Below are 14808 nucleotides of genomic sequence, written 5' to 3' on the forward strand. Positions count from 1 at the left end.
GGGGCGCGCGGATGCGGCTCAGCCGCTGATGCGCTCGATCTGCGCGCCGCAGCGCGACAGCTTCTCCTCCAGCCGCTCGAAGCCGCGGTCGAGATGATAGACGCGCTGCACCATGGTCTCGCCTTCGGCCGCAAGACCGGCGATGACCAGCGAGACCGAGGCGCGCAGGTCGGTGGCCATCACCGGCGCACCGGTGAGGCGGTCAGTGCCGTCCACCGTCGCGGTATCGCCGTCGAGATGGATCTTGGCGCCGAGCCGCGCCAATTCCTGCACATGCATGAAGCGGTTCTCGAAAATCGTCTCGGTGATGCGCGAGCGGCCCTTGGCCATGGTCATCAGGGCCATGAACTGGGCCTGCAGATCGGTGGGGAAGCCGGGGAACGGGGCGGTGGTCACGTCGACCGGATTGATGCCGGCGCCGTTGCGGCGCACGCGGATGCCCTCGTTGGTGGCGTCAATCTCGGCTCCGGCGGCGCGCAGCGTGTCGAGCGCGCTTTCCAGCAGGTCCGGCCGCGCGCCGGAAAGCATCACATCGCCGCCCACCATGGCGGTGGCCATGGCGTATGTGCCGGTCTCGATGCGGTCCGGCAACACCGCGTGGCGGGCAGCGCGCAGCCGTGGGACGCCCTGGATCTCGATCCGCGGCGTACCGGCGCCGGAAATGCGGGCCCCCATCTTCACCAGGCAGTCCGCGAGATCGACCACCTCGGGTTCGCAGGCGGCATTCTCGATCACCGTATCGCCGTGGGCGACGGCGGCGGCCATGATCGCTGTGTGGGTGGCGCCCACCGACACTTTCGGGAACACGATGCGGCCGCCCTGCAGCCCCCTGGGCGCGCGGGCGAGCACGTAACCGGCATCGATTTCGATTTCCGCCCCCAGCGCCCGCAAGGCGTCGAGGTGGAAATCCACCGGCCGGGTCCCGATGGCGCAGCCGCCGGGCAGCGAGACCTTTGCCTCCCCCATGCGCGCCAGCAGCGGGCCCACGACCCAGAAGCTCGCCCGCATGCGCGAGACGAGATCATAGGGTGCGGTGGTATCGACGATCACGCGGGCATCGATCTCCAGCGTCTGGCCCGCATAGGGATCATCCCCGTTGCGCTTGCCGTTGGTGGTGATGTCGACGCCATGATTGCCGAGGATGCGCTGCAGCAAGGCCACATCCGCGAGGCGGGGCACATTTTCGAGGATCAGCTTCTCTTCGGACAAAAGGCTCGCGATCATCAGCGGCAAAGCGGCATTCTTGGCGCCGGAAATGGGAATCGTGCCTTCAAGGGAAGACCCGCCGACGATGCGAATTTTATCCATGCGCTGAACGCTCCTGGTGCCCGAAGACCGCCCTGCCCCTCGTCACGGCCGTCGAGTAAACGCGTTATCTAGCAAGGCCCGCCCTTGGGCACAATGATCGCCGGCTCCAATCCACCGGACGTTGCGTCATCCGGGGCCGGATCAGCCGGCGATGGCGGGGCGCCGGACCCGTGCAAATCCGGAGCCTGGGGAACCGCATCGAGGGCGTCGGGGTCCTGCTCCACATCCCGGCGCGCGCGCCCCTGCGCCTTGCGGCGGGCGAGATTGGCCCGCAGGGCCTGGGCAAGGCGTGCGGACTTGTCCTGCGCGGGCGGCTTGGGAGTGGGCGTCGTGGGAGCGGGCGGCTTGGGTTCGGATGCCATGCCGATAAGGGTTAGCCGCGCCCGCATCGCGAGGCAAGCGGGCCGGCGCGAAGGCGTGAAATGCGCGCGGAACGGATTGCAAGCGCTTCACGCATCGCCTGCTTCACGCATAAGCTCACCTTTTGCCGGGGATCACCCAAACCCGCATGCACGGCGCGCTTGAATCTCGCGTCCGCTCCACGTATGAGGATCGCCTGTTCGGCCCTCGGGTCGCATCAGCAAGTTCGCGCGCCCCATGATGCGGTAATCCGTGCATGCGGGTCCGGCAGAAGCAAACGGGATGCCCCGCACGCTTCCGGGCCGCAATAGCTCAGCTGGTAGAGCACCTCATTCGTAATGAGGGGGTCGGGGGTTCGAATCCCTCTTGCGGCACCATAACTCAATTAAATCAATGGGTTGGACAGGTCTTTATTTACGATTGGACGTCGTGGATTAGGCGTGCTCGGAGTTAATTCTGCGCAGCACGTTGCCGGCAAGGCGCTTCTGATTTGCGCCCCTGGTGTAACGGTCAACCTCCTGGCTTGTAACGTGCCCGGTAAACGACATGATCTCCCGGTCTGTGCAGCCCAATTCCGCGAGCCGAGCCGCTGACGCCTTCCTTAGGCCATGGGCAGAGCATTCGGACAAACCGGCATCGTCGCACTGTTTACGGAACCAGTTCCCGAAGCCGTTCGAGGTGAACGGCTTGTTGTAGCTGGTGACAAGGAATGTCATGTCCCCTGTGGGGCTGGCTTCGATGATATGCGCCAGATCCGGGATAATCGGGATCTCAAGGCGCACCGGCTTGCGATTGCGGTTCTTGAATTGAGTGAACCGAAGCCAGCCGTCCTTGTTTAGATGCTGCTTTCCGAAGGTCACGATGTCGGACCTCCGCTGACCGGTGTAGAGCAGAAGGGCCAGCGCGAGGCGCGCCTTAGTGCCGATGCCATGTGTACGCTCAAATTGTTCCACCTCTTCTGTGGTCCAAGAGTGGAACCCTTCCGAGCTTCTTTTCAGGCACTTTACGTCGCGCGCCGGATTCATCGTCACGCCCTCTATTTCGGCCTCAATCGCCCACGCGAACACCCCACGGAAATATTTCACGCGCGAGTTCGCAGCATCTGGCGTCTCCACCTTTCGGTCGCGTAGAACCTTGATCGCCTTAGAAGTGACCATGCTTATCGGAGCGCCAGCAAAATCCTCTTTGGAGCCCGGCGCGACTGGCTCGCGGAGGCAATGCCCGATAACGAGTTGCCGGACATGCTGCGTACGAGGATCGAGCGCCCTGAAGGTGGGCGAAGCAAAATACTGCTCACACAGCCAGCGGAGGGTCTGAGCCTTGCTTTCAAGCATCTTTCGAGGCTGCCCCCCGCTCGCGATGCGAGCAATGCGGTCATTCTCGGCCTCAATCGCTATTCTGAACTCGGGCAATTCCGGGTCATCAGGAAGGCGCACCTTCGAGCGCCCCCTGGGGCGATAGTAATATCGCACCGTCCCGTATCGGTCAGTGTCCTTATAAACGTACTTTGGAAGTTCCATTCGTCGCTCCGATTTTGGTCAGGCGCGAAAATGCAAAAAGGGATTGTCGCGCCCGTCCTTATCGGGGAGGTCCTCGAATGCCGCGTCAAGCCGCACCCGGTCCCAGACATTTCGGGTATTGACAAGCTTCGGTTTTGGCATTCTGCCGTCCTGAACCAGCTCATCGAACAGCGTCGGAGAGATGCCAATATAAGCTGCGGCCTCGACGCGGCTCAGGCCACGCGGGGCGAGCGACGGCGGCAGGACATGGCGCTTCTCTTCAACTTGTGCCACGGCCCACCTCCCCCTTCAGCCCCGCGCGCATGGTCTGAACCAGGGCGAGTTCGTCGGTGTGCCGCTGCGCCGACTTGTCGTTGCCGACGCTCACCAGCCATGCGACCCGGCGCTTGAGCACATCCGCGCGGCATCCCAGGGCGGACAGCAGGGCGTCTCGTTCCGTTTTGGTGCCTCGGAACATCATGGCTGGCCTCCTCCGTTGGGAGGTGTGGCGCGAGCGCGTGCGTCATTCTCGTGCTTTACGAAATCCGCCTGCCGCGTCGTGAAAAGCGGATCGCGGCCCCTGGCGAATTCACGATGGATGGAGGCGCACACCGTCCAGGCGATGGTTGCCTCTTTCCACCCGTCCACGGCAGAGCCACTCGGCGTCGCAACCTTCTCCTCTGCCGCCTTCACCATGAAGGCGGATCGGCTCATGCCCGCGAGCTTGGCCGCGCGGTCGATCAATTCCAGATCGCTGGAGTTCAGAGAGATGTTGACGCGCATGCCTCAACCCTCCCGCGACTTGTGGGCGGGCTCGGAAATGATTTCCAAGAAGCGAACCGGGCCGCCTGGGACAGCGTTGTCGAAGACGCCAACGACAAGGCGGCCAGTCTTGACGGCGCCCGTATCTAGGTTGGTGCGACCGCCGAGGAGGATTGGCCCTTTGGGAAACGGCGTGTGCCCATGAACCACATGGCCAGCCGGGTGCTCATAGTCCTCGTCGCGCCCCCAGCGGCGCCAAAGCAAGGTTGCTTCGGTCTGATCGGCGATGGAGCGCGTGGGATCGACGCCGGCATGAACGAAGATGCGGTCCCCGTCCGCATAGATCATGGGAAGGCATTCCAGCCATTTGATGTGGGCGCCGGACGCTGTGTTGTTGCCGAGCGGATGACCCTCACTGGAATAAGACTCAAGGGTGGCGACACCTCCATTGGCGATCCATGCTTCGCCCGTGGACTTCTCCTGAAGGGCATCCACCATCATGACTTCGTGGTTGCCCTTCAGACACACCCACCGCCAGCCGTTCGACGGCCCAGCCATGAGGCGCTCGATGATCTGCCGGCTCTGCGGGCCACGGTCTACATAATCGCCGAGGAACACGACTGTGCCGCACTGGCTATCGTTCTCGATCCGCTCCAGAGCCGACTGGAGAAGATCGAAGCGGCCATGCAGGTCCGCAATTGCATAGGTGAAATTGCTCATTGCTCAGACCTCCACGCCAATGATTGCGGGGCGAGCGCCACGCGGACGCCAGTACGTCGGCTCGGGCCAGCCATTCGGGAAGGCGTCCCCGGCGTCGTTCTCCCACCAGCCGAAGTGCGTTCCCTGGCGCCAATGCCCGGTCTCGACGTGCCAATCGTTCGGGGCGATGTGCCCGCTCGGGCCGCCGAGTTCGATTTGCGACCCGTCGCGGGGCGCGGAGGCGATGGGCTGCCAGTCAGGAGCGGGCGTGGTGGTCCAGCCGTGGTGCCACGCGAAGGCGGCATACGCGGCCACGTCGATTGGATCGCCCTTGTGGACGCACATGAATAGGCTTTGCACCAGATCGCCGTGCCAGTCTGGAATAGCCCAGGCATCCCCGAAGCCGCGCTTCTGTTCGACCATCCGCAGCTTCTTCAGTAGCGCGAGAGCGAACCGACCGACGAGTGAGGCGAGAGGATCGACGCACAATTGCTGCCGACGCTCTGCGAGGGCGTCCTCAGCAACCTCTATAACTGCTTGCCGCGTATCCTTGCCGGGATCACTCCTGTCATTTGCGAGGCCGAGGACCGTCTCCAACGCGTGCTCGGCCATCTCCAGGCGCCGCTCCAGATCGTGCACCTGGGAAGTATCATAAATACGCTTCAACCACTCAGCGTTGTTCGCCGCCAGCAGTTCGGTGACGCGGGCTTCGAACGCCGCCTTCAAGCGCTCGATCTCCTGCTGGTGTGACGATCCGGCGCTGCGATCCAGGGCGATACCGTGCATGTTGATGTAGGAGCCAAAGAACAGATGGCTGTAGCCGGCAGCTTCGAGCTTGACGGCGATTTCGTCGTAGACTTCGGGGCTCACTTCGAGCGTGGCGAACGTATGGGTCATGGTTCATGCGCCTCCCGCGCGGATGGCTTCGACGACATGGTTCATGTCGGCGGTGATGGGACGGGGCCGCCGAGGCGGAGCCAGAAAGCGGTCCAGGGCTGCGAGCGCCGCCTTCGCCATGTCTTCACTGGTCGCGCGACCACGGGTTTCCGCACGCTTATTGAGAATGGCTTCCGCCACGACGGGGATGCGAGGATCGCTCATGGCGCGCCTCACAAGCCAAGCAGCTTTTTGAGGCGCTCATGCTCCTCATCGGTGATTTCCAGGGTGGTGACGCCACCCTCAGACTTGGTAGCGGCGCCTTCGAAGAGATCGCGCAGTTCCGCTTTCAGCCCGGTGCGCGGCACGGATGCCGGAAGATGCTTGGCTGTGGCCTTGGTCTTGCCAGCCGCCTTGGCCGTGGCGACAGCCGCCTGGAGGGTTTCGGCAGCAGCCTGCGGCTCGGGTGCCTGCCGAAGCGTGTCGATTGCAAGCGACGCCGACACCTCACCGGCCACCACCATGTGCTGCACTTCCAGGGGCGCGGCCTGGAGAGAAAGCACCTGGGCAACACGCGTCGTGGAGATGCCGGCGTTGTCTGCGATGTCCTTCTCGGTCCATCCGTAGGCGCGCATCTGCTTGTAGAGCTTGCCTTCCTCGTAGGTGGAAATCGGAAGGCCGCCGTTCAGCACCTTCTGGGAGAACTTACGGTCAGCTTCGGAGCTGTAGCGGTCTTCCAAGAGGACCGGAACAGACTTGATGTCGGCGCCATACACCTCCATCGCGCGCCGCACCGCCCGGATGCGGTTGTGCCCGTCGCTCACCCATGCCTTGCCGTCCTCCCACCAGACGCGAAGAGGATCTTTCACACCGATTTTCGACATCGAGAGCGCGATGCCATCGATGTGCGCCGCAAGCTCAGGCGTTTCTTCGCGAACGTTCCAGCCTTCCCGGATATGGATGTCGCTGGGGGCGAGACGGAAGATATCCTGGCGGCCCAAGGCAATATCCTTGATGCCGCCCTGCTTCTTGGCAGGTTCGGTCATTGTATGATCCTCGGAAGGTTTGAGTGGTCAGGCGACCTTGAGATCGGGCGAATGCGCCCGCTCGATGCGCGCTCGGTTGATTGCGGCGTCCATCAGGTTGGTGATGTCGCGGGCCATGAAGTTCGCGTACTTCAGGTGGACGATGACAGCGCGTTCGTCGCCGAGATCGATGTCGTTATCCAGCAGGCTCGCGGCCATGTCGTCGAGCAGATCGGATTGCGTTTTCATTCCGCCGCCGCCTCGATTTCGACCGGAACCGGCTTCACGAGAATCCGGGTGGAGGTTGAAGTCTTTTCGAACTTCGGAAGCAGCTTCGCGAGCTTCGGGTCCGCTCGCATGGCCTCGGTATCGAGGCGCGTAGATGTCGACTCGCTGGCCGAAATGATCCAGGCTGCGCCCTTCGCGAAGCTCAATCCGCGGCGGAGGATTTCCGCCTTGAACTTCTCAAGCTTGGTTTCGATTGATTTCTTCTGCTGGTTGAGCCGGCCGTACTCGTCGGCGACCTTCTCGGCCGACATCTTCGTCAGATCGTCGGCAACCTTTTCGGCTGATATCTTCTTCAGATCGTCGCCCATATCGTGTTCCTCTGCCCATGTTGGCTGAGGAGATAATTTTAGTTTTTCTGAAATTTGTAAACAGAAAACTTTAGAATTTCGAAAATTTTTGTCATGGACAGCAAAAAGCCCAGCGATTGCCGGGCTTTTATGGTTTCAGGAATGTGAGCAATCCCCTAGGTCCGACCAATGCGCGCTCCTTGACGTCGCGCCCGCCTCACCCATCCGATGCGTGCAGCCCATTCAACGTCCTCGTTCACCAAGGGCGGTGCGTTGTAGCTGTAGAGGGTCCAGCATCCCGGAATCGTTCCTGGCACAAGCACCTTCACGAACATCCGCCCGTCAGTGAGGCGAACCACGCATTCCTCGCCTGACAGTTCCGAGATGTCACTACCTGATCGGTGGTCATGATAGATCAGGTAATCACCGTCATAGTACGCTGGCTCCATGCTAGTTCCGCGTATTTCAACGGCAAATGTGTCTTCATCAGCATCAGGCGGCGCTTCGATTTCATCCAGGCCGCCGCCTTGAGCATGATCGTCGTATGCGAACACCTCATAGCCAGCGCCTACATGGCCGACGACCTGTATTAACCGCTTCGTCGGGTCTTTTCCGATGAACTTATAAATAATAGGTAGTTCATCAACCTTGAGTGGCCGGGTACGATTTAATATAGAGGTCACAGTCGCGTTGGATTTCCCAAGCAACTCTGCCAATTTTTGCCTCTGGAACTTACTATCGTGCTTACCACTCAGCACGCGTTTCAATTCATCTATGACATCCATTCATTGGCCTCTCTCATTCCGATCATTGCGCTATCATTTTCGGTTTCCGAAAATTTTTCAATCTAAATTCCAAAATTTTAGGATTGACAAAATTTTCGAAATCCTAAAATTTTAGGCCATGGAACCTGCAAGCACGATCATCAAGAAGCTGGGCGGAGAGGCCACGGTCTCGAAGATCACCGGCACATCCGCAGCGACGCCGTACCGCTGGCAGTACCCGAAATCTGCCAAGGGCACCGGTGGGCTTATCCCTCAGCCACACCACCCGGTCATCCTGGCATATGCCCAGCGCAACGGGATCGAGCTGACCGCAGAGGACTTCCTGCCGCCCAAATGCCCACAGGTGGAGATGCGCCCTTCCCGGCCCCGCAAGTATGCCGAGGCGGTGGCCTGATGTCACACATTCCCGATCCTCGCCGCTTGCCCATCAAGCGCCCCGCCCAGCCAGAGGCGAAGAAGGTCAAGATCGTCCGCAATCACGAGGAGGATGATCTTCAAACCCAGATCGTCGATCTGTTCAACCTCCGGAGCGGCGACGACGTGATCTGCTTCTCGGTGCCAAACGGCGCCCGCGTGGGCTGGAAAGAAGCCAAGAAGCTGAAACGCACCGGCCTGATGAAGGGCATGACCGATCTCGTCTTCGCCAACCTGTTTGGGCTCGCGTTCTTCATGGAGTCGAAATCCAAGAAGGGCTCATTGCGCAAAGAGCAGCGCGATTTCCGCGACTGGTGCCTCGCCCGCAACATCCCCTGGTGTCGCGTCCGCACCCTCGCTGAGGCCGAAGCCTTCCTCCTCAAACACAGTCTGATCCGGCCGCTGCGCACGCTCGGCTGATCCACAACGAGGGGCGTCCGGTCGGCATTTGTGCCGTGCGGCTGATCCCCGTCTCCGCCGGGCGCCCCTCGGCAAGCCGTGAGACGGGACAGCAATTGGAGATATGGATCATGGCAATGGCACTCGCTGGCCTGAAGATGATCAAGGCGACGCTACCGCCTCGCGTCCTGATTTATGGCCCGCCCGGAAAGGGTAAGACGACTCTCGCTTCTGAGTTCCCGAACCCCGTCTTCATCCTCGTGGAAGATGGCCTCCCCTCTGGCCTGGAGCTGGCAGGCTGGGATGAAATCGACCAGTTCGCGACCGTCATGGAAGCTATGGTCGCCGTCCTCGAAGACGATCACGACTTCCAGACGCTCGTGATCGACAGCATCGACAAGCTCGAACCCCTGCTGTGGGACCACCTTTGCCGTGAGAAGAAGTGGGCGTCCATCGAAGACCCTGGCTTCGGCAAGGGCTACATCGAGGCGGACAAGCTCTGGCGGGAATTCCTTGCGCTCGCTGCGCGTATTCGCCGTGAGCGGCAGATGGGCATCGTGTTCATCTCGCATTCCGAGATCGGCCGGTTCGACGATCCCAGCAACGCAAGCTATTCGCGCTACGACATCCGTCTTCATAAGCGGGCGGTTGCCCAATTCCAAGACGAGGTGGACGCAATTCTCTTCCTCAACGAAGACGTGACCGTGAAGGAAGAGAAGACCGCATTTGGCGGCAAGGAAATCAAGGCGAAGGGCGGCGGAAATCGCTGGATTTACACCGAGGGCCGCCCCTCCTTCGTGGCCAAGAACCGCTACGGGCTCCCCGAGAAATTCCAATACAAGCCGGGCGAGGGCTACAACGTTCTCGCTCCCCACTTCCCTATGCCCGCGCGTCCGGCGCTGGGCGAAGCTACGGAGTAACTGTTATGGCCGATCTTGGCATGACGTTTAATGCTGATGAAGTTCCGCCGGATGAGTTCGAAAAGCTGCCTGTCGGGCGCTATCTGGTGCAGATCACGGATAGCGACGTCAAAGAAAACTCCAAGGGCACCGGCAAGTTCGCCGGGTTCTCCATGACCGTCATGGAGGGGCACGAAGAAAACCGCACTTGGTACGAGGCCGCCAACTACGTCCACGACGACAGCGGCGTCGAGCGCAGGGGCCTTCAGACGCTCGCCTCCATCGGCCGGGTCTGCGGGAAGCCGCAGGCGAGCAAGACCGAGGAGTGGCACTTCATTCCGTTCTTCATCACGGTCGAGGACTACACGAGCAAGCAGGGCAAGACGAGCCGTGTGATCCGGGAATACTCGGTCTACGACCCGTCGAGCCACGGCGGCGCCCGAACCACTCAGCAGCGGCCAGCCTCTCGTCCTCAGCCTCAGGCGGCGCAACAGCAGCGACCTTCAGGCGGCGCTCCGGCTCGCGGTGCGAACACCGGTGCCTCCGGCCCTCGCACGTGGCGAGCCCCGGCCCAGCGACCCCCTGCCGCCCCCGTGCACGACCAGATGGACGACGAAATCCCGTTCTGATGTAGCCGGGCGGCCCGCTTCACTGTCCAGGCGCAACGGGCCGCCCACCCCCACCAACGTCATTTCTGACATCATGCGAAGGACGCGGACGATGAACGATATCTCTTTGCCTGCCAAGTCTCCCAATCCCAGCCAGATCACCCTCGAACGTATCCGCCTGTGGGGCGCCTGTAGCAGCGGGCGCGACTGGTTTCGCAGCAAGTTCAAGGATGGTGGTTCCTACACCGACGTCATGACCGCGCTCCGTGATGACGGTCGATCCGACGACGCGAAATGGCTGGCCAGCAGCTTCTTCGGCGATCTGGAAAAATTCCCTGCGGAAGTCGCTAACTCCTTCGTCGAAGACGAAAATCGGCAAGGTGCGAAGCTGATTGCCGAAATCAACGCTCTCGTGGCGTCCATCGGCGACGGCGCCAAGCAGGCGTCCATCGGCGACGGCGCCAAGCAGGCATCCGGCGGCTACGGTGCCAAGCAGGCATCCATCGGCGACGGCGCCACGCAGGCATCCAGCGGAGACTACGCCACGCAGGCATCCAGCGGCTACGGTGCCAAGCAGGCATCCAGCGGCGACGGCGCCACGCAGGCATCCAGCGGCGACTACGCCAAGCAGGCATCCGGCGGCTACGGCGCCACGCAGGCATCCAGCGGCGACGGCGCCACGCAGGCATCCAGCGGCGACTACGCCAAGCAGGCATCCGGCGGCTACGGCGCCAAGCAGGCATCCAGCGGCTACGGCGCCACGCAGGCATCCGGCGGCGACGGCGCCACGCAGGCATCCAGCGGCGACGGCGCCAAGCAGGCATCCAGCGGCGACGGCGCCACGCAGGCATCCGGCGGCTACGGCGCCACGCAGGCATCCGGCGGCTACGGCGCCACGCAGGCATCCAGCGGCGACTACGCCAAGCAGGCATCCAGCGGCGACTACGCCAAGCAGGCATCCGGCGGCGACTACGCCAAGCAGGCATCCAGCGGCGACTACGCCAAGCACGAGGCGAAGGGTGAGGCTTCGGTCATTGCAGCCGCCGGGAAAAACTCGGGTGCAAAGGGAGCTGACGGCACGTGGATCGCCCTGGCCGAATACGACGCCGAGGGAAAGTGCATCGGCTTCGCCACCGGATGCATCGGTCAGGACGGCTTGGTCGCGGACACTTGGTATCGCGCCAGTGGCGGAAAGCTGGTCGCGCAATGACCAGCGAAACCAACACCTTCAGGGTGCACGTACTCTCGCCTACGGGCGAGAGGAGCACCGTACGCATTCAGGCCGACAGTCCTAATGCCATCCGCATGGCCGTTCGCAAGGAGTTGCCGGGCTACCAGATACAGAAGGTCAAGGTTGATCGCTCGGGAGGCCCGGCCAATGGCTGACCTCGGCATCGTCTCCCCCGTTATCAGGGCGATCTACGACCTCTACGCCCAGGCGGACAAATCCTGGGTCAAGCGCTGGTCCGAGCGCTTCATGGCTGTGCTTGCCCGCCACTATGCCGACGCGCGCGCCGACGAAGAGCGCACCTATCTGGGCATCTCTGTGCTGGGCGACGACTGCGAAGCTCGCCTCTGGCTGGGGTTTCGTTGGGCCTATGAGCCCGAAGAGTTCGAAGGGCGCATGAAGCGCCTATTCGAGACCGGCCATATCGAGGAAGCGCGGATCATCGCCGACCTCGACGCCATCGGCGTCCAGATCCACGAGATTGATCCGGCAACCGGCCGCCAATGGGGCGTATCGACGGTTGGCGGGCATATCCGCGGGCATTTCGACGGCGACATTGAGAAGGGTCTGCCCGGCGCGCCGAAGACAGGCCACCTGTTCGAGAATAAGACGCACAGTAAGAAGTATTTCAAAGAGCTGCAAATCTCGAACGTCGAGAAGGCCCAGCCGAAGCACTACGCCCAAATGCAAGGTTACATGCATCTTGGCGGGCGCAGGCGAGCGGTCTACGTCGCAGTCGAGAAGGACACAGACCACTTTCATATCGAACGCGTTGCCTACGATCCGGTTTACGCCGCGCGACTGTTCGCCAAGGGCGAGCGCATCGTCACCGCGCACTCTCTCCCGACCAAACTCCACGAAAATCCCCGCAGCAAACTTGCTTTCAAATGCGGCTTCTGCCCCGCCTTCGGAGTCTGCCACGACGGGAAATGGGCGCGCCGCAACTGCCGGACATGCCTGCATGCCACGGCCGAATTGGATGGCGACGGGCGGTGGTCCTGCGACCGGCATAACCGCGACCTGACCGCAGAAGACCAGAAGGCCGGCTGCGGGGCGCACCTCTACCTTCCCGACCTCGTGCCCGGCAAGCAGACCGACGTCGACCCCGATGCCGAGACCGTCACCTACGTCCTGCGCGACGGTTCCACCTGGGTGGACGGCGCGGAAGGGAGGGTGCCGGCATGACCGTCCCCTCTCCGCACATCGCCAAGCAGATCGAAGACAAGCTGCGGAAGCTCGGCGCCTCGGAAGTTGAGCGCATCGAAATCATGTCGCTCGTCGAAGACATCCACAAGGACAGCTACGGGAGTGGGTACGAGCAGGCCGCCAAGGATTGGGAGGACGGGGAATGAAGCACGTCTCCCTCCCCGAGGCGATGGCGAAGCTCCCTGAGCACGTCGCCCGCCGCATTATGCTCGACATCACCGGGTGCTGGCTCTGGCAAGGCGCCGACAGCGGAACTGGTCGTGGTGGCGGCTACGGCCGCACCTCATACCTCGGCCGCACCACCGCCGTGCATCTGCTGGTCTGGCGGCTGACCGGCGGGCGTCTCCTGCGCCCTGGTGAGCAGCTCGACCACGAATGCAACGTGCGCCGCTGCTGCAACCCGGCCCACCTAAAGCCGCGCTTCCAGCCCGCCAACGTGCGCCTCGCAAACCTGCGGAGGGCCGCAGCATGCTGAAGCTCCGCCCATACCAGCGCGAGGCCCCCGACGCCCTGTATTCCTATTGGGAGGAAGGCGGCGGAAATGGCTTGATCGTGCTCCCTACGGCGGCCGGCAAATCGCTCGTAATCGCCACTCTCTGCAGGGAGTTGTTGCAGGCATTCCCAGATTTCCGGATCGGCATCGTCACGCATGTGAAGGAGCTGATCGCGCAGAACGCGCAGGAGCTTCTTACGGCGTGGCCGCAGGCGCCGCTCGGCATCTATTCGGCAGGGCTGGGGCGCCGCGATCTTCAAGCCCGCATCCTGTTCATGGGCATCCAGAGCGTCCACCGGAAGACAGCGGTTCTGGGGAAATTCGACCTGATCATCGTGGACGAGGCCCACCTCATCCCGCGTGACGCCGGCACCATGTACGGCCGGTTCTTCGGCAAGCTGTTGGAGGCGGTGCGCGACATGCGGGTCGTCGGGCTCACAGCCACGCCATATCGGCTTTCGGAAGGCCGCCTGGATGTCGGGCCGAACCGCCTGTTCGACGACATCGTGTACGAAAAACCGGTGTTTGAGCTGATCGAGCAAGGGTACCTGTCCCCGCTGATCGGACAGCCGACGATCAATGAAATCGACACCAGCAAGCTCCACGTCAGAGATGGCGAGTTTATTGAAAGCGAGCTTGCGGACGCCGCCTCCTCCATCGTTGATGCGGCGGTTGCGGAGATCGTTGCGCTCGGCCGAGATCGGCAAGGGTGGCTCATCTCGTGCGTGAATGTCGCGCATGCGGAAAAGGTCCGTGATGCCGTCCGGAAGCATGGCATCACCTGCGAGATGGTCGTCGGCACAACGCCGAACCGCGACCAAATCATCATGGCCTACAAACGCAAGTCGATCCGGTGCCTCGTCTTCGTCGGCGTGCTCACCACCGGCTTCAACGCGCCGCACGTAGACCTGCTCGCCATGCTTCGGCCGACGCTCTCGACTGGCCTTTACGAGCAAATTGTGGGGCGCGCCTTCCGAGTGGTCTATGCGTCCGGATACGACCTCGACACGCTCGAAGGCCGCCTCGACGCCATTGCGCTCGGCCCAAAGCCCAACGCGCTCATCCTCGACTATGCCGGCAACATCCGGCGACACGGCCCAATCGATGCTGTGCGCCCGAAGCGCGCGGGAGGAAGTGGCAAGAAGGAAGATGAGGAGGTCATCAAGGTCAAGAAGGATGACGTGCGCGCCAAGGAATGCCCGGAATGTAAACACCTCAATGGCTTGGAGGCGTTGTCCTGCAAGAATTGCGGCCATGAATGGCCGATCCCGGATGCGCGCCACAAAGCCCAGGCCGAAGCGGTCGCCATCCTCTCGACGGAGAAGGCCCCGCCGCAGTGGATCGCCGTCGATGACGTTCGATATGCGAGCCATGAGAAAGAGGGCTCGCCCATGTCGGTGGCGGCCAATTTCGTTTGCGGCCTTAAATCCTATCGGTCGTGGCTCTGCTTCGGGCACATGGGGCGCCCCCGCCGCGTCGCTATAGAATTCTGGACCGCGGCGGGCGGAGAGATGCCAGCCCCTACCAGCGCTGAAGAGGCGCTCGACCGAAGGGGTGAGATGGCGCGGGTCGTCGCCATCCGCCTGAAGCTTGGCGGCCGCTACCCGGAGGTGGTTGGCTATCAATTCGAGCCCCGCGAAGCAGCGGAGGCGGCGGAATGATCCTCCCCTCA

At 62.4% G+C, this 14808-nt stretch carries 23 protein-coding genes and 1 tRNA gene; 11 read left to right on the forward strand and 13 right to left on the reverse strand.

The features are described 5' to 3' along the window. Positions 1 to 18: 18 nt before the first annotated feature. Positions 19 to 1308, reverse strand: coding sequence for a UDP-N-acetylglucosamine 1-carboxyvinyltransferase (murA, locus tag V5F77_RS04150; protein ID WP_429004066.1), 1290 nt, complete (start codon positions 1306 to 1308; stop codon positions 19 to 21). Positions 1309 to 1376: 68 nt separating this feature from the next. After that, positions 1377 to 1670: a hypothetical protein gene (locus V5F77_RS04155; RefSeq protein WP_429004067.1), complete on the reverse strand. Its 294-nt coding sequence runs from the start codon at positions 1668 to 1670 to the stop codon at positions 1377 to 1379. 299 nt (positions 1671 to 1969) lie between these two features. Here V5F77_RS04155 and V5F77_RS04160 point away from each other — a divergent pair. Next, a tRNA-Thr gene (locus tag V5F77_RS04160) sits at positions 1970 to 2045 on the forward strand. A gap of 57 nt (positions 2046 to 2102) precedes the next feature. On the opposite strand, the gene V5F77_RS04165 is transcribed toward V5F77_RS04160, so the two are convergent. From V5F77_RS04165 to V5F77_RS04215, 11 genes are all read right to left on the reverse strand, one after another. Then, positions 2103 to 3188, reverse strand: coding sequence for a site-specific integrase (locus V5F77_RS04165; RefSeq protein ID WP_429004068.1), 1086 nt, complete (start codon positions 3186 to 3188; stop codon positions 2103 to 2105). An 18-nt stretch (positions 3189 to 3206) separates the two neighbouring features. Continuing rightward, entirely contained in the window at positions 3207 to 3461 is a 255-nt protein-coding gene (locus V5F77_RS04170) for a helix-turn-helix transcriptional regulator (RefSeq protein ID WP_429004069.1), read from the reverse strand. Continuing rightward, complete coding sequence (locus tag V5F77_RS04175) at positions 3448 to 3648, reverse strand: hypothetical protein (protein ID WP_429004070.1); 201 nt, start codon at positions 3646 to 3648, stop codon at positions 3448 to 3450. Before V5F77_RS04175 ends, V5F77_RS04170 begins: the two co-directional genes overlap by 14 nt. Beyond that, the gene (locus tag V5F77_RS04180) at positions 3645 to 3950 is read right to left on the reverse strand and encodes a ribbon-helix-helix protein, CopG family (protein WP_429004071.1); all 306 of its coding nucleotides are present in this window, start codon (positions 3948 to 3950) and stop codon (positions 3645 to 3647) included. Before V5F77_RS04180 ends, V5F77_RS04175 begins: the two co-directional genes overlap by 4 nt. 3 nt (positions 3951 to 3953) lie before the next feature. Next, the gene (locus tag V5F77_RS04185; protein WP_429004072.1) at positions 3954 to 4649 is read right to left on the reverse strand and encodes a metallophosphoesterase family protein; all 696 of its coding nucleotides are present in this window, start codon (positions 4647 to 4649) and stop codon (positions 3954 to 3956) included. Positions 4650 to 4652: 3 nt separating this feature from the next. Next, positions 4653 to 5525, reverse strand: coding sequence for a hypothetical protein (locus V5F77_RS04190; protein WP_429004073.1), 873 nt, complete (start codon positions 5523 to 5525; stop codon positions 4653 to 4655). Between the two features lie 3 nt (positions 5526 to 5528). After that, complete coding sequence (locus tag V5F77_RS04195; RefSeq protein ID WP_429004074.1) at positions 5529 to 5729, reverse strand: hypothetical protein; 201 nt, start codon at positions 5727 to 5729, stop codon at positions 5529 to 5531. Between the two features lie 8 nt (positions 5730 to 5737). Further along, positions 5738 to 6550, reverse strand: coding sequence for a ParB/RepB/Spo0J family partition protein (locus V5F77_RS04200; RefSeq protein WP_429004075.1), 813 nt, complete (start codon positions 6548 to 6550; stop codon positions 5738 to 5740). A gap of 27 nt (positions 6551 to 6577) precedes the next feature. Beyond that, positions 6578 to 6778 carry a hypothetical protein gene (locus tag V5F77_RS04205; protein ID WP_429004076.1) on the reverse strand — a complete coding sequence of 67 codons (201 nt, stop codon included), beginning with the start codon at positions 6776 to 6778 and terminating at the stop codon, positions 6578 to 6580. Continuing rightward, on the reverse strand, positions 6775 to 7125 hold the full coding sequence (locus V5F77_RS04210) for a hypothetical protein (RefSeq protein WP_429004077.1): 351 nt from the start codon (positions 7123 to 7125) through the stop codon (positions 6775 to 6777). Before V5F77_RS04210 ends, V5F77_RS04205 begins: the two co-directional genes overlap by 4 nt. A gap of 155 nt (positions 7126 to 7280) precedes the next feature. Next, positions 7281 to 7889 carry a S24 family peptidase gene (locus V5F77_RS04215; protein WP_429004078.1) on the reverse strand — a complete coding sequence of 203 codons (609 nt, stop codon included), beginning with the start codon at positions 7887 to 7889 and terminating at the stop codon, positions 7281 to 7283. Positions 7890 to 8007: 118 nt separating this feature from the next. On the opposite strand from V5F77_RS04215, the gene V5F77_RS04220 reads away from it, so the two are divergent. From V5F77_RS04220 to V5F77_RS04265, 10 genes are all read left to right on the forward strand, one after another. Next, positions 8008 to 8283: a hypothetical protein gene (locus V5F77_RS04220; protein WP_429004079.1), complete on the forward strand. Its 276-nt coding sequence runs from the start codon at positions 8008 to 8010 to the stop codon at positions 8281 to 8283. Continuing rightward, positions 8283 to 8723, forward strand: a complete 441-nt coding sequence (locus V5F77_RS04225) for a VRR-NUC domain-containing protein (protein ID WP_429004080.1) — start codon at positions 8283 to 8285, stop codon at positions 8721 to 8723. Before V5F77_RS04220 ends, V5F77_RS04225 begins: the two co-directional genes overlap by 1 nt. A 110-nt stretch (positions 8724 to 8833) precedes the next feature. Then, entirely contained in the window at positions 8834 to 9622 is a 789-nt protein-coding gene (locus tag V5F77_RS04230; RefSeq protein ID WP_429004081.1) for an ATP-binding protein, read from the forward strand. A 5-nt stretch (positions 9623 to 9627) separates the two neighbouring features. Next, positions 9628 to 10230: a DUF669 domain-containing protein gene (locus V5F77_RS04235; protein ID WP_429004082.1), complete on the forward strand. Its 603-nt coding sequence runs from the start codon at positions 9628 to 9630 to the stop codon at positions 10228 to 10230. Between the two features lie 91 nt (positions 10231 to 10321). Beyond that, positions 10322 to 11419: a hypothetical protein gene (locus tag V5F77_RS04240; RefSeq protein ID WP_429004083.1), complete on the forward strand. Its 1098-nt coding sequence runs from the start codon at positions 10322 to 10324 to the stop codon at positions 11417 to 11419. Next, positions 11416 to 11595 carry a hypothetical protein gene (locus V5F77_RS04245; RefSeq protein WP_429004084.1) on the forward strand — a complete coding sequence of 60 codons (180 nt, stop codon included), beginning with the start codon at positions 11416 to 11418 and terminating at the stop codon, positions 11593 to 11595. The genes V5F77_RS04240 and V5F77_RS04245 overlap by 4 nt, the downstream gene beginning before the upstream one ends. Continuing rightward, positions 11588 to 12622: an oxidoreductase gene (locus tag V5F77_RS04250; protein WP_429004085.1), complete on the forward strand. Its 1035-nt coding sequence runs from the start codon at positions 11588 to 11590 to the stop codon at positions 12620 to 12622. The genes V5F77_RS04245 and V5F77_RS04250 overlap by 8 nt, the downstream gene beginning before the upstream one ends. Continuing rightward, positions 12619 to 12789: a hypothetical protein gene (locus V5F77_RS04255; protein WP_429004086.1), complete on the forward strand. Its 171-nt coding sequence runs from the start codon at positions 12619 to 12621 to the stop codon at positions 12787 to 12789. Before V5F77_RS04250 ends, V5F77_RS04255 begins: the two co-directional genes overlap by 4 nt. After that, positions 12786 to 13118 (forward strand): HNH endonuclease, encoded by a 333-nt coding sequence (locus V5F77_RS04260; protein WP_429004087.1) that lies wholly within the window; start codon positions 12786 to 12788, stop codon positions 13116 to 13118. The genes V5F77_RS04255 and V5F77_RS04260 overlap by 4 nt, the downstream gene beginning before the upstream one ends. Continuing rightward, positions 13112 to 14797 carry a DEAD/DEAH box helicase gene (locus tag V5F77_RS04265; RefSeq protein WP_429004088.1) on the forward strand — a complete coding sequence of 562 codons (1686 nt, stop codon included), beginning with the start codon at positions 13112 to 13114 and terminating at the stop codon, positions 14795 to 14797. Before V5F77_RS04260 ends, V5F77_RS04265 begins: the two co-directional genes overlap by 7 nt. Positions 14798 to 14808 lie beyond the last annotated feature (11 nt).

The organism is Roseixanthobacter psychrophilus (genome assembly GCF_043195195.1).
Lineage (GTDB): Bacteria > Pseudomonadota > Alphaproteobacteria > Rhizobiales > Xanthobacteraceae > NCEH01.

What these genes read in the sequence shown, in the direction of transcription:
- V5F77_RS04245 (WP_429004084.1), top strand. Translation starts at nt 11,416, where the DNA reads ATGACCAGCGAAACCAACACCTTCAGGGTGCACGTACTCTCGCCTACG.
- V5F77_RS04220 (WP_429004079.1), top strand. Translation starts at nt 8,008, where the DNA reads ATGGAACCTGCAAGCACGATCATCAAGAAGCTGGGCGGAGAGGCCACG.
- V5F77_RS04190 (WP_429004073.1), bottom strand. Translation starts at nt 5,525, where the DNA reads ATGACCCATACGTTCGCCACGCTCGAAGTGAGCCCCGAAGTCTACGAC.
- V5F77_RS04240 (WP_429004083.1), top strand. Translation starts at nt 10,322, where the DNA reads ATGAACGATATCTCTTTGCCTGCCAAGTCTCCCAATCCCAGCCAGATC.
- V5F77_RS04225 (WP_429004080.1), top strand. Translation starts at nt 8,283, where the DNA reads ATGTCACACATTCCCGATCCTCGCCGCTTGCCCATCAAGCGCCCCGCC.
- V5F77_RS04235 (WP_429004082.1), top strand. Translation starts at nt 9,628, where the DNA reads ATGGCCGATCTTGGCATGACGTTTAATGCTGATGAAGTTCCGCCGGAT.
- V5F77_RS04155 (WP_429004067.1), bottom strand. Translation starts at nt 1,670, where the DNA reads ATGGCATCCGAACCCAAGCCGCCCGCTCCCACGACGCCCACTCCCAAG.
- V5F77_RS04180 (WP_429004071.1), bottom strand. Translation starts at nt 3,950, where the DNA reads ATGCGCGTCAACATCTCTCTGAACTCCAGCGATCTGGAATTGATCGAC.
- V5F77_RS04250 (WP_429004085.1), top strand. Translation starts at nt 11,588, where the DNA reads ATGGCTGACCTCGGCATCGTCTCCCCCGTTATCAGGGCGATCTACGAC.
- V5F77_RS04210 (WP_429004077.1), bottom strand. Translation starts at nt 7,125, where the DNA reads ATGGGCGACGATCTGAAGAAGATATCAGCCGAAAAGGTTGCCGACGAT.
- V5F77_RS04215 (WP_429004078.1), bottom strand. Translation starts at nt 7,889, where the DNA reads ATGGATGTCATAGATGAATTGAAACGCGTGCTGAGTGGTAAGCACGAT.
- V5F77_RS04205 (WP_429004076.1), bottom strand. Translation starts at nt 6,778, where the DNA reads ATGAAAACGCAATCCGATCTGCTCGACGACATGGCCGCGAGCCTGCTG.
- murA (WP_429004066.1), bottom strand. Translation starts at nt 1,308, where the DNA reads ATGGATAAAATTCGCATCGTCGGCGGGTCTTCCCTTGAAGGCACGATT.
- V5F77_RS04260 (WP_429004087.1), top strand. Translation starts at nt 12,786, where the DNA reads ATGAAGCACGTCTCCCTCCCCGAGGCGATGGCGAAGCTCCCTGAGCAC.
- V5F77_RS04265 (WP_429004088.1), top strand. Translation starts at nt 13,112, where the DNA reads ATGCTGAAGCTCCGCCCATACCAGCGCGAGGCCCCCGACGCCCTGTAT.
- V5F77_RS04175 (WP_429004070.1), bottom strand. Translation starts at nt 3,648, where the DNA reads ATGATGTTCCGAGGCACCAAAACGGAACGAGACGCCCTGCTGTCCGCC.
- V5F77_RS04200 (WP_429004075.1), bottom strand. Translation starts at nt 6,550, where the DNA reads ATGACCGAACCTGCCAAGAAGCAGGGCGGCATCAAGGATATTGCCTTG.
- V5F77_RS04195 (WP_429004074.1), bottom strand. Translation starts at nt 5,729, where the DNA reads ATGAGCGATCCTCGCATCCCCGTCGTGGCGGAAGCCATTCTCAATAAG.
- V5F77_RS04255 (WP_429004086.1), top strand. Translation starts at nt 12,619, where the DNA reads ATGACCGTCCCCTCTCCGCACATCGCCAAGCAGATCGAAGACAAGCTG.
- V5F77_RS04165 (WP_429004068.1), bottom strand. Translation starts at nt 3,188, where the DNA reads ATGGAACTTCCAAAGTACGTTTATAAGGACACTGACCGATACGGGACG.
- V5F77_RS04230 (WP_429004081.1), top strand. Translation starts at nt 8,834, where the DNA reads ATGGCAATGGCACTCGCTGGCCTGAAGATGATCAAGGCGACGCTACCG.
- V5F77_RS04185 (WP_429004072.1), bottom strand. Translation starts at nt 4,649, where the DNA reads ATGAGCAATTTCACCTATGCAATTGCGGACCTGCATGGCCGCTTCGAT.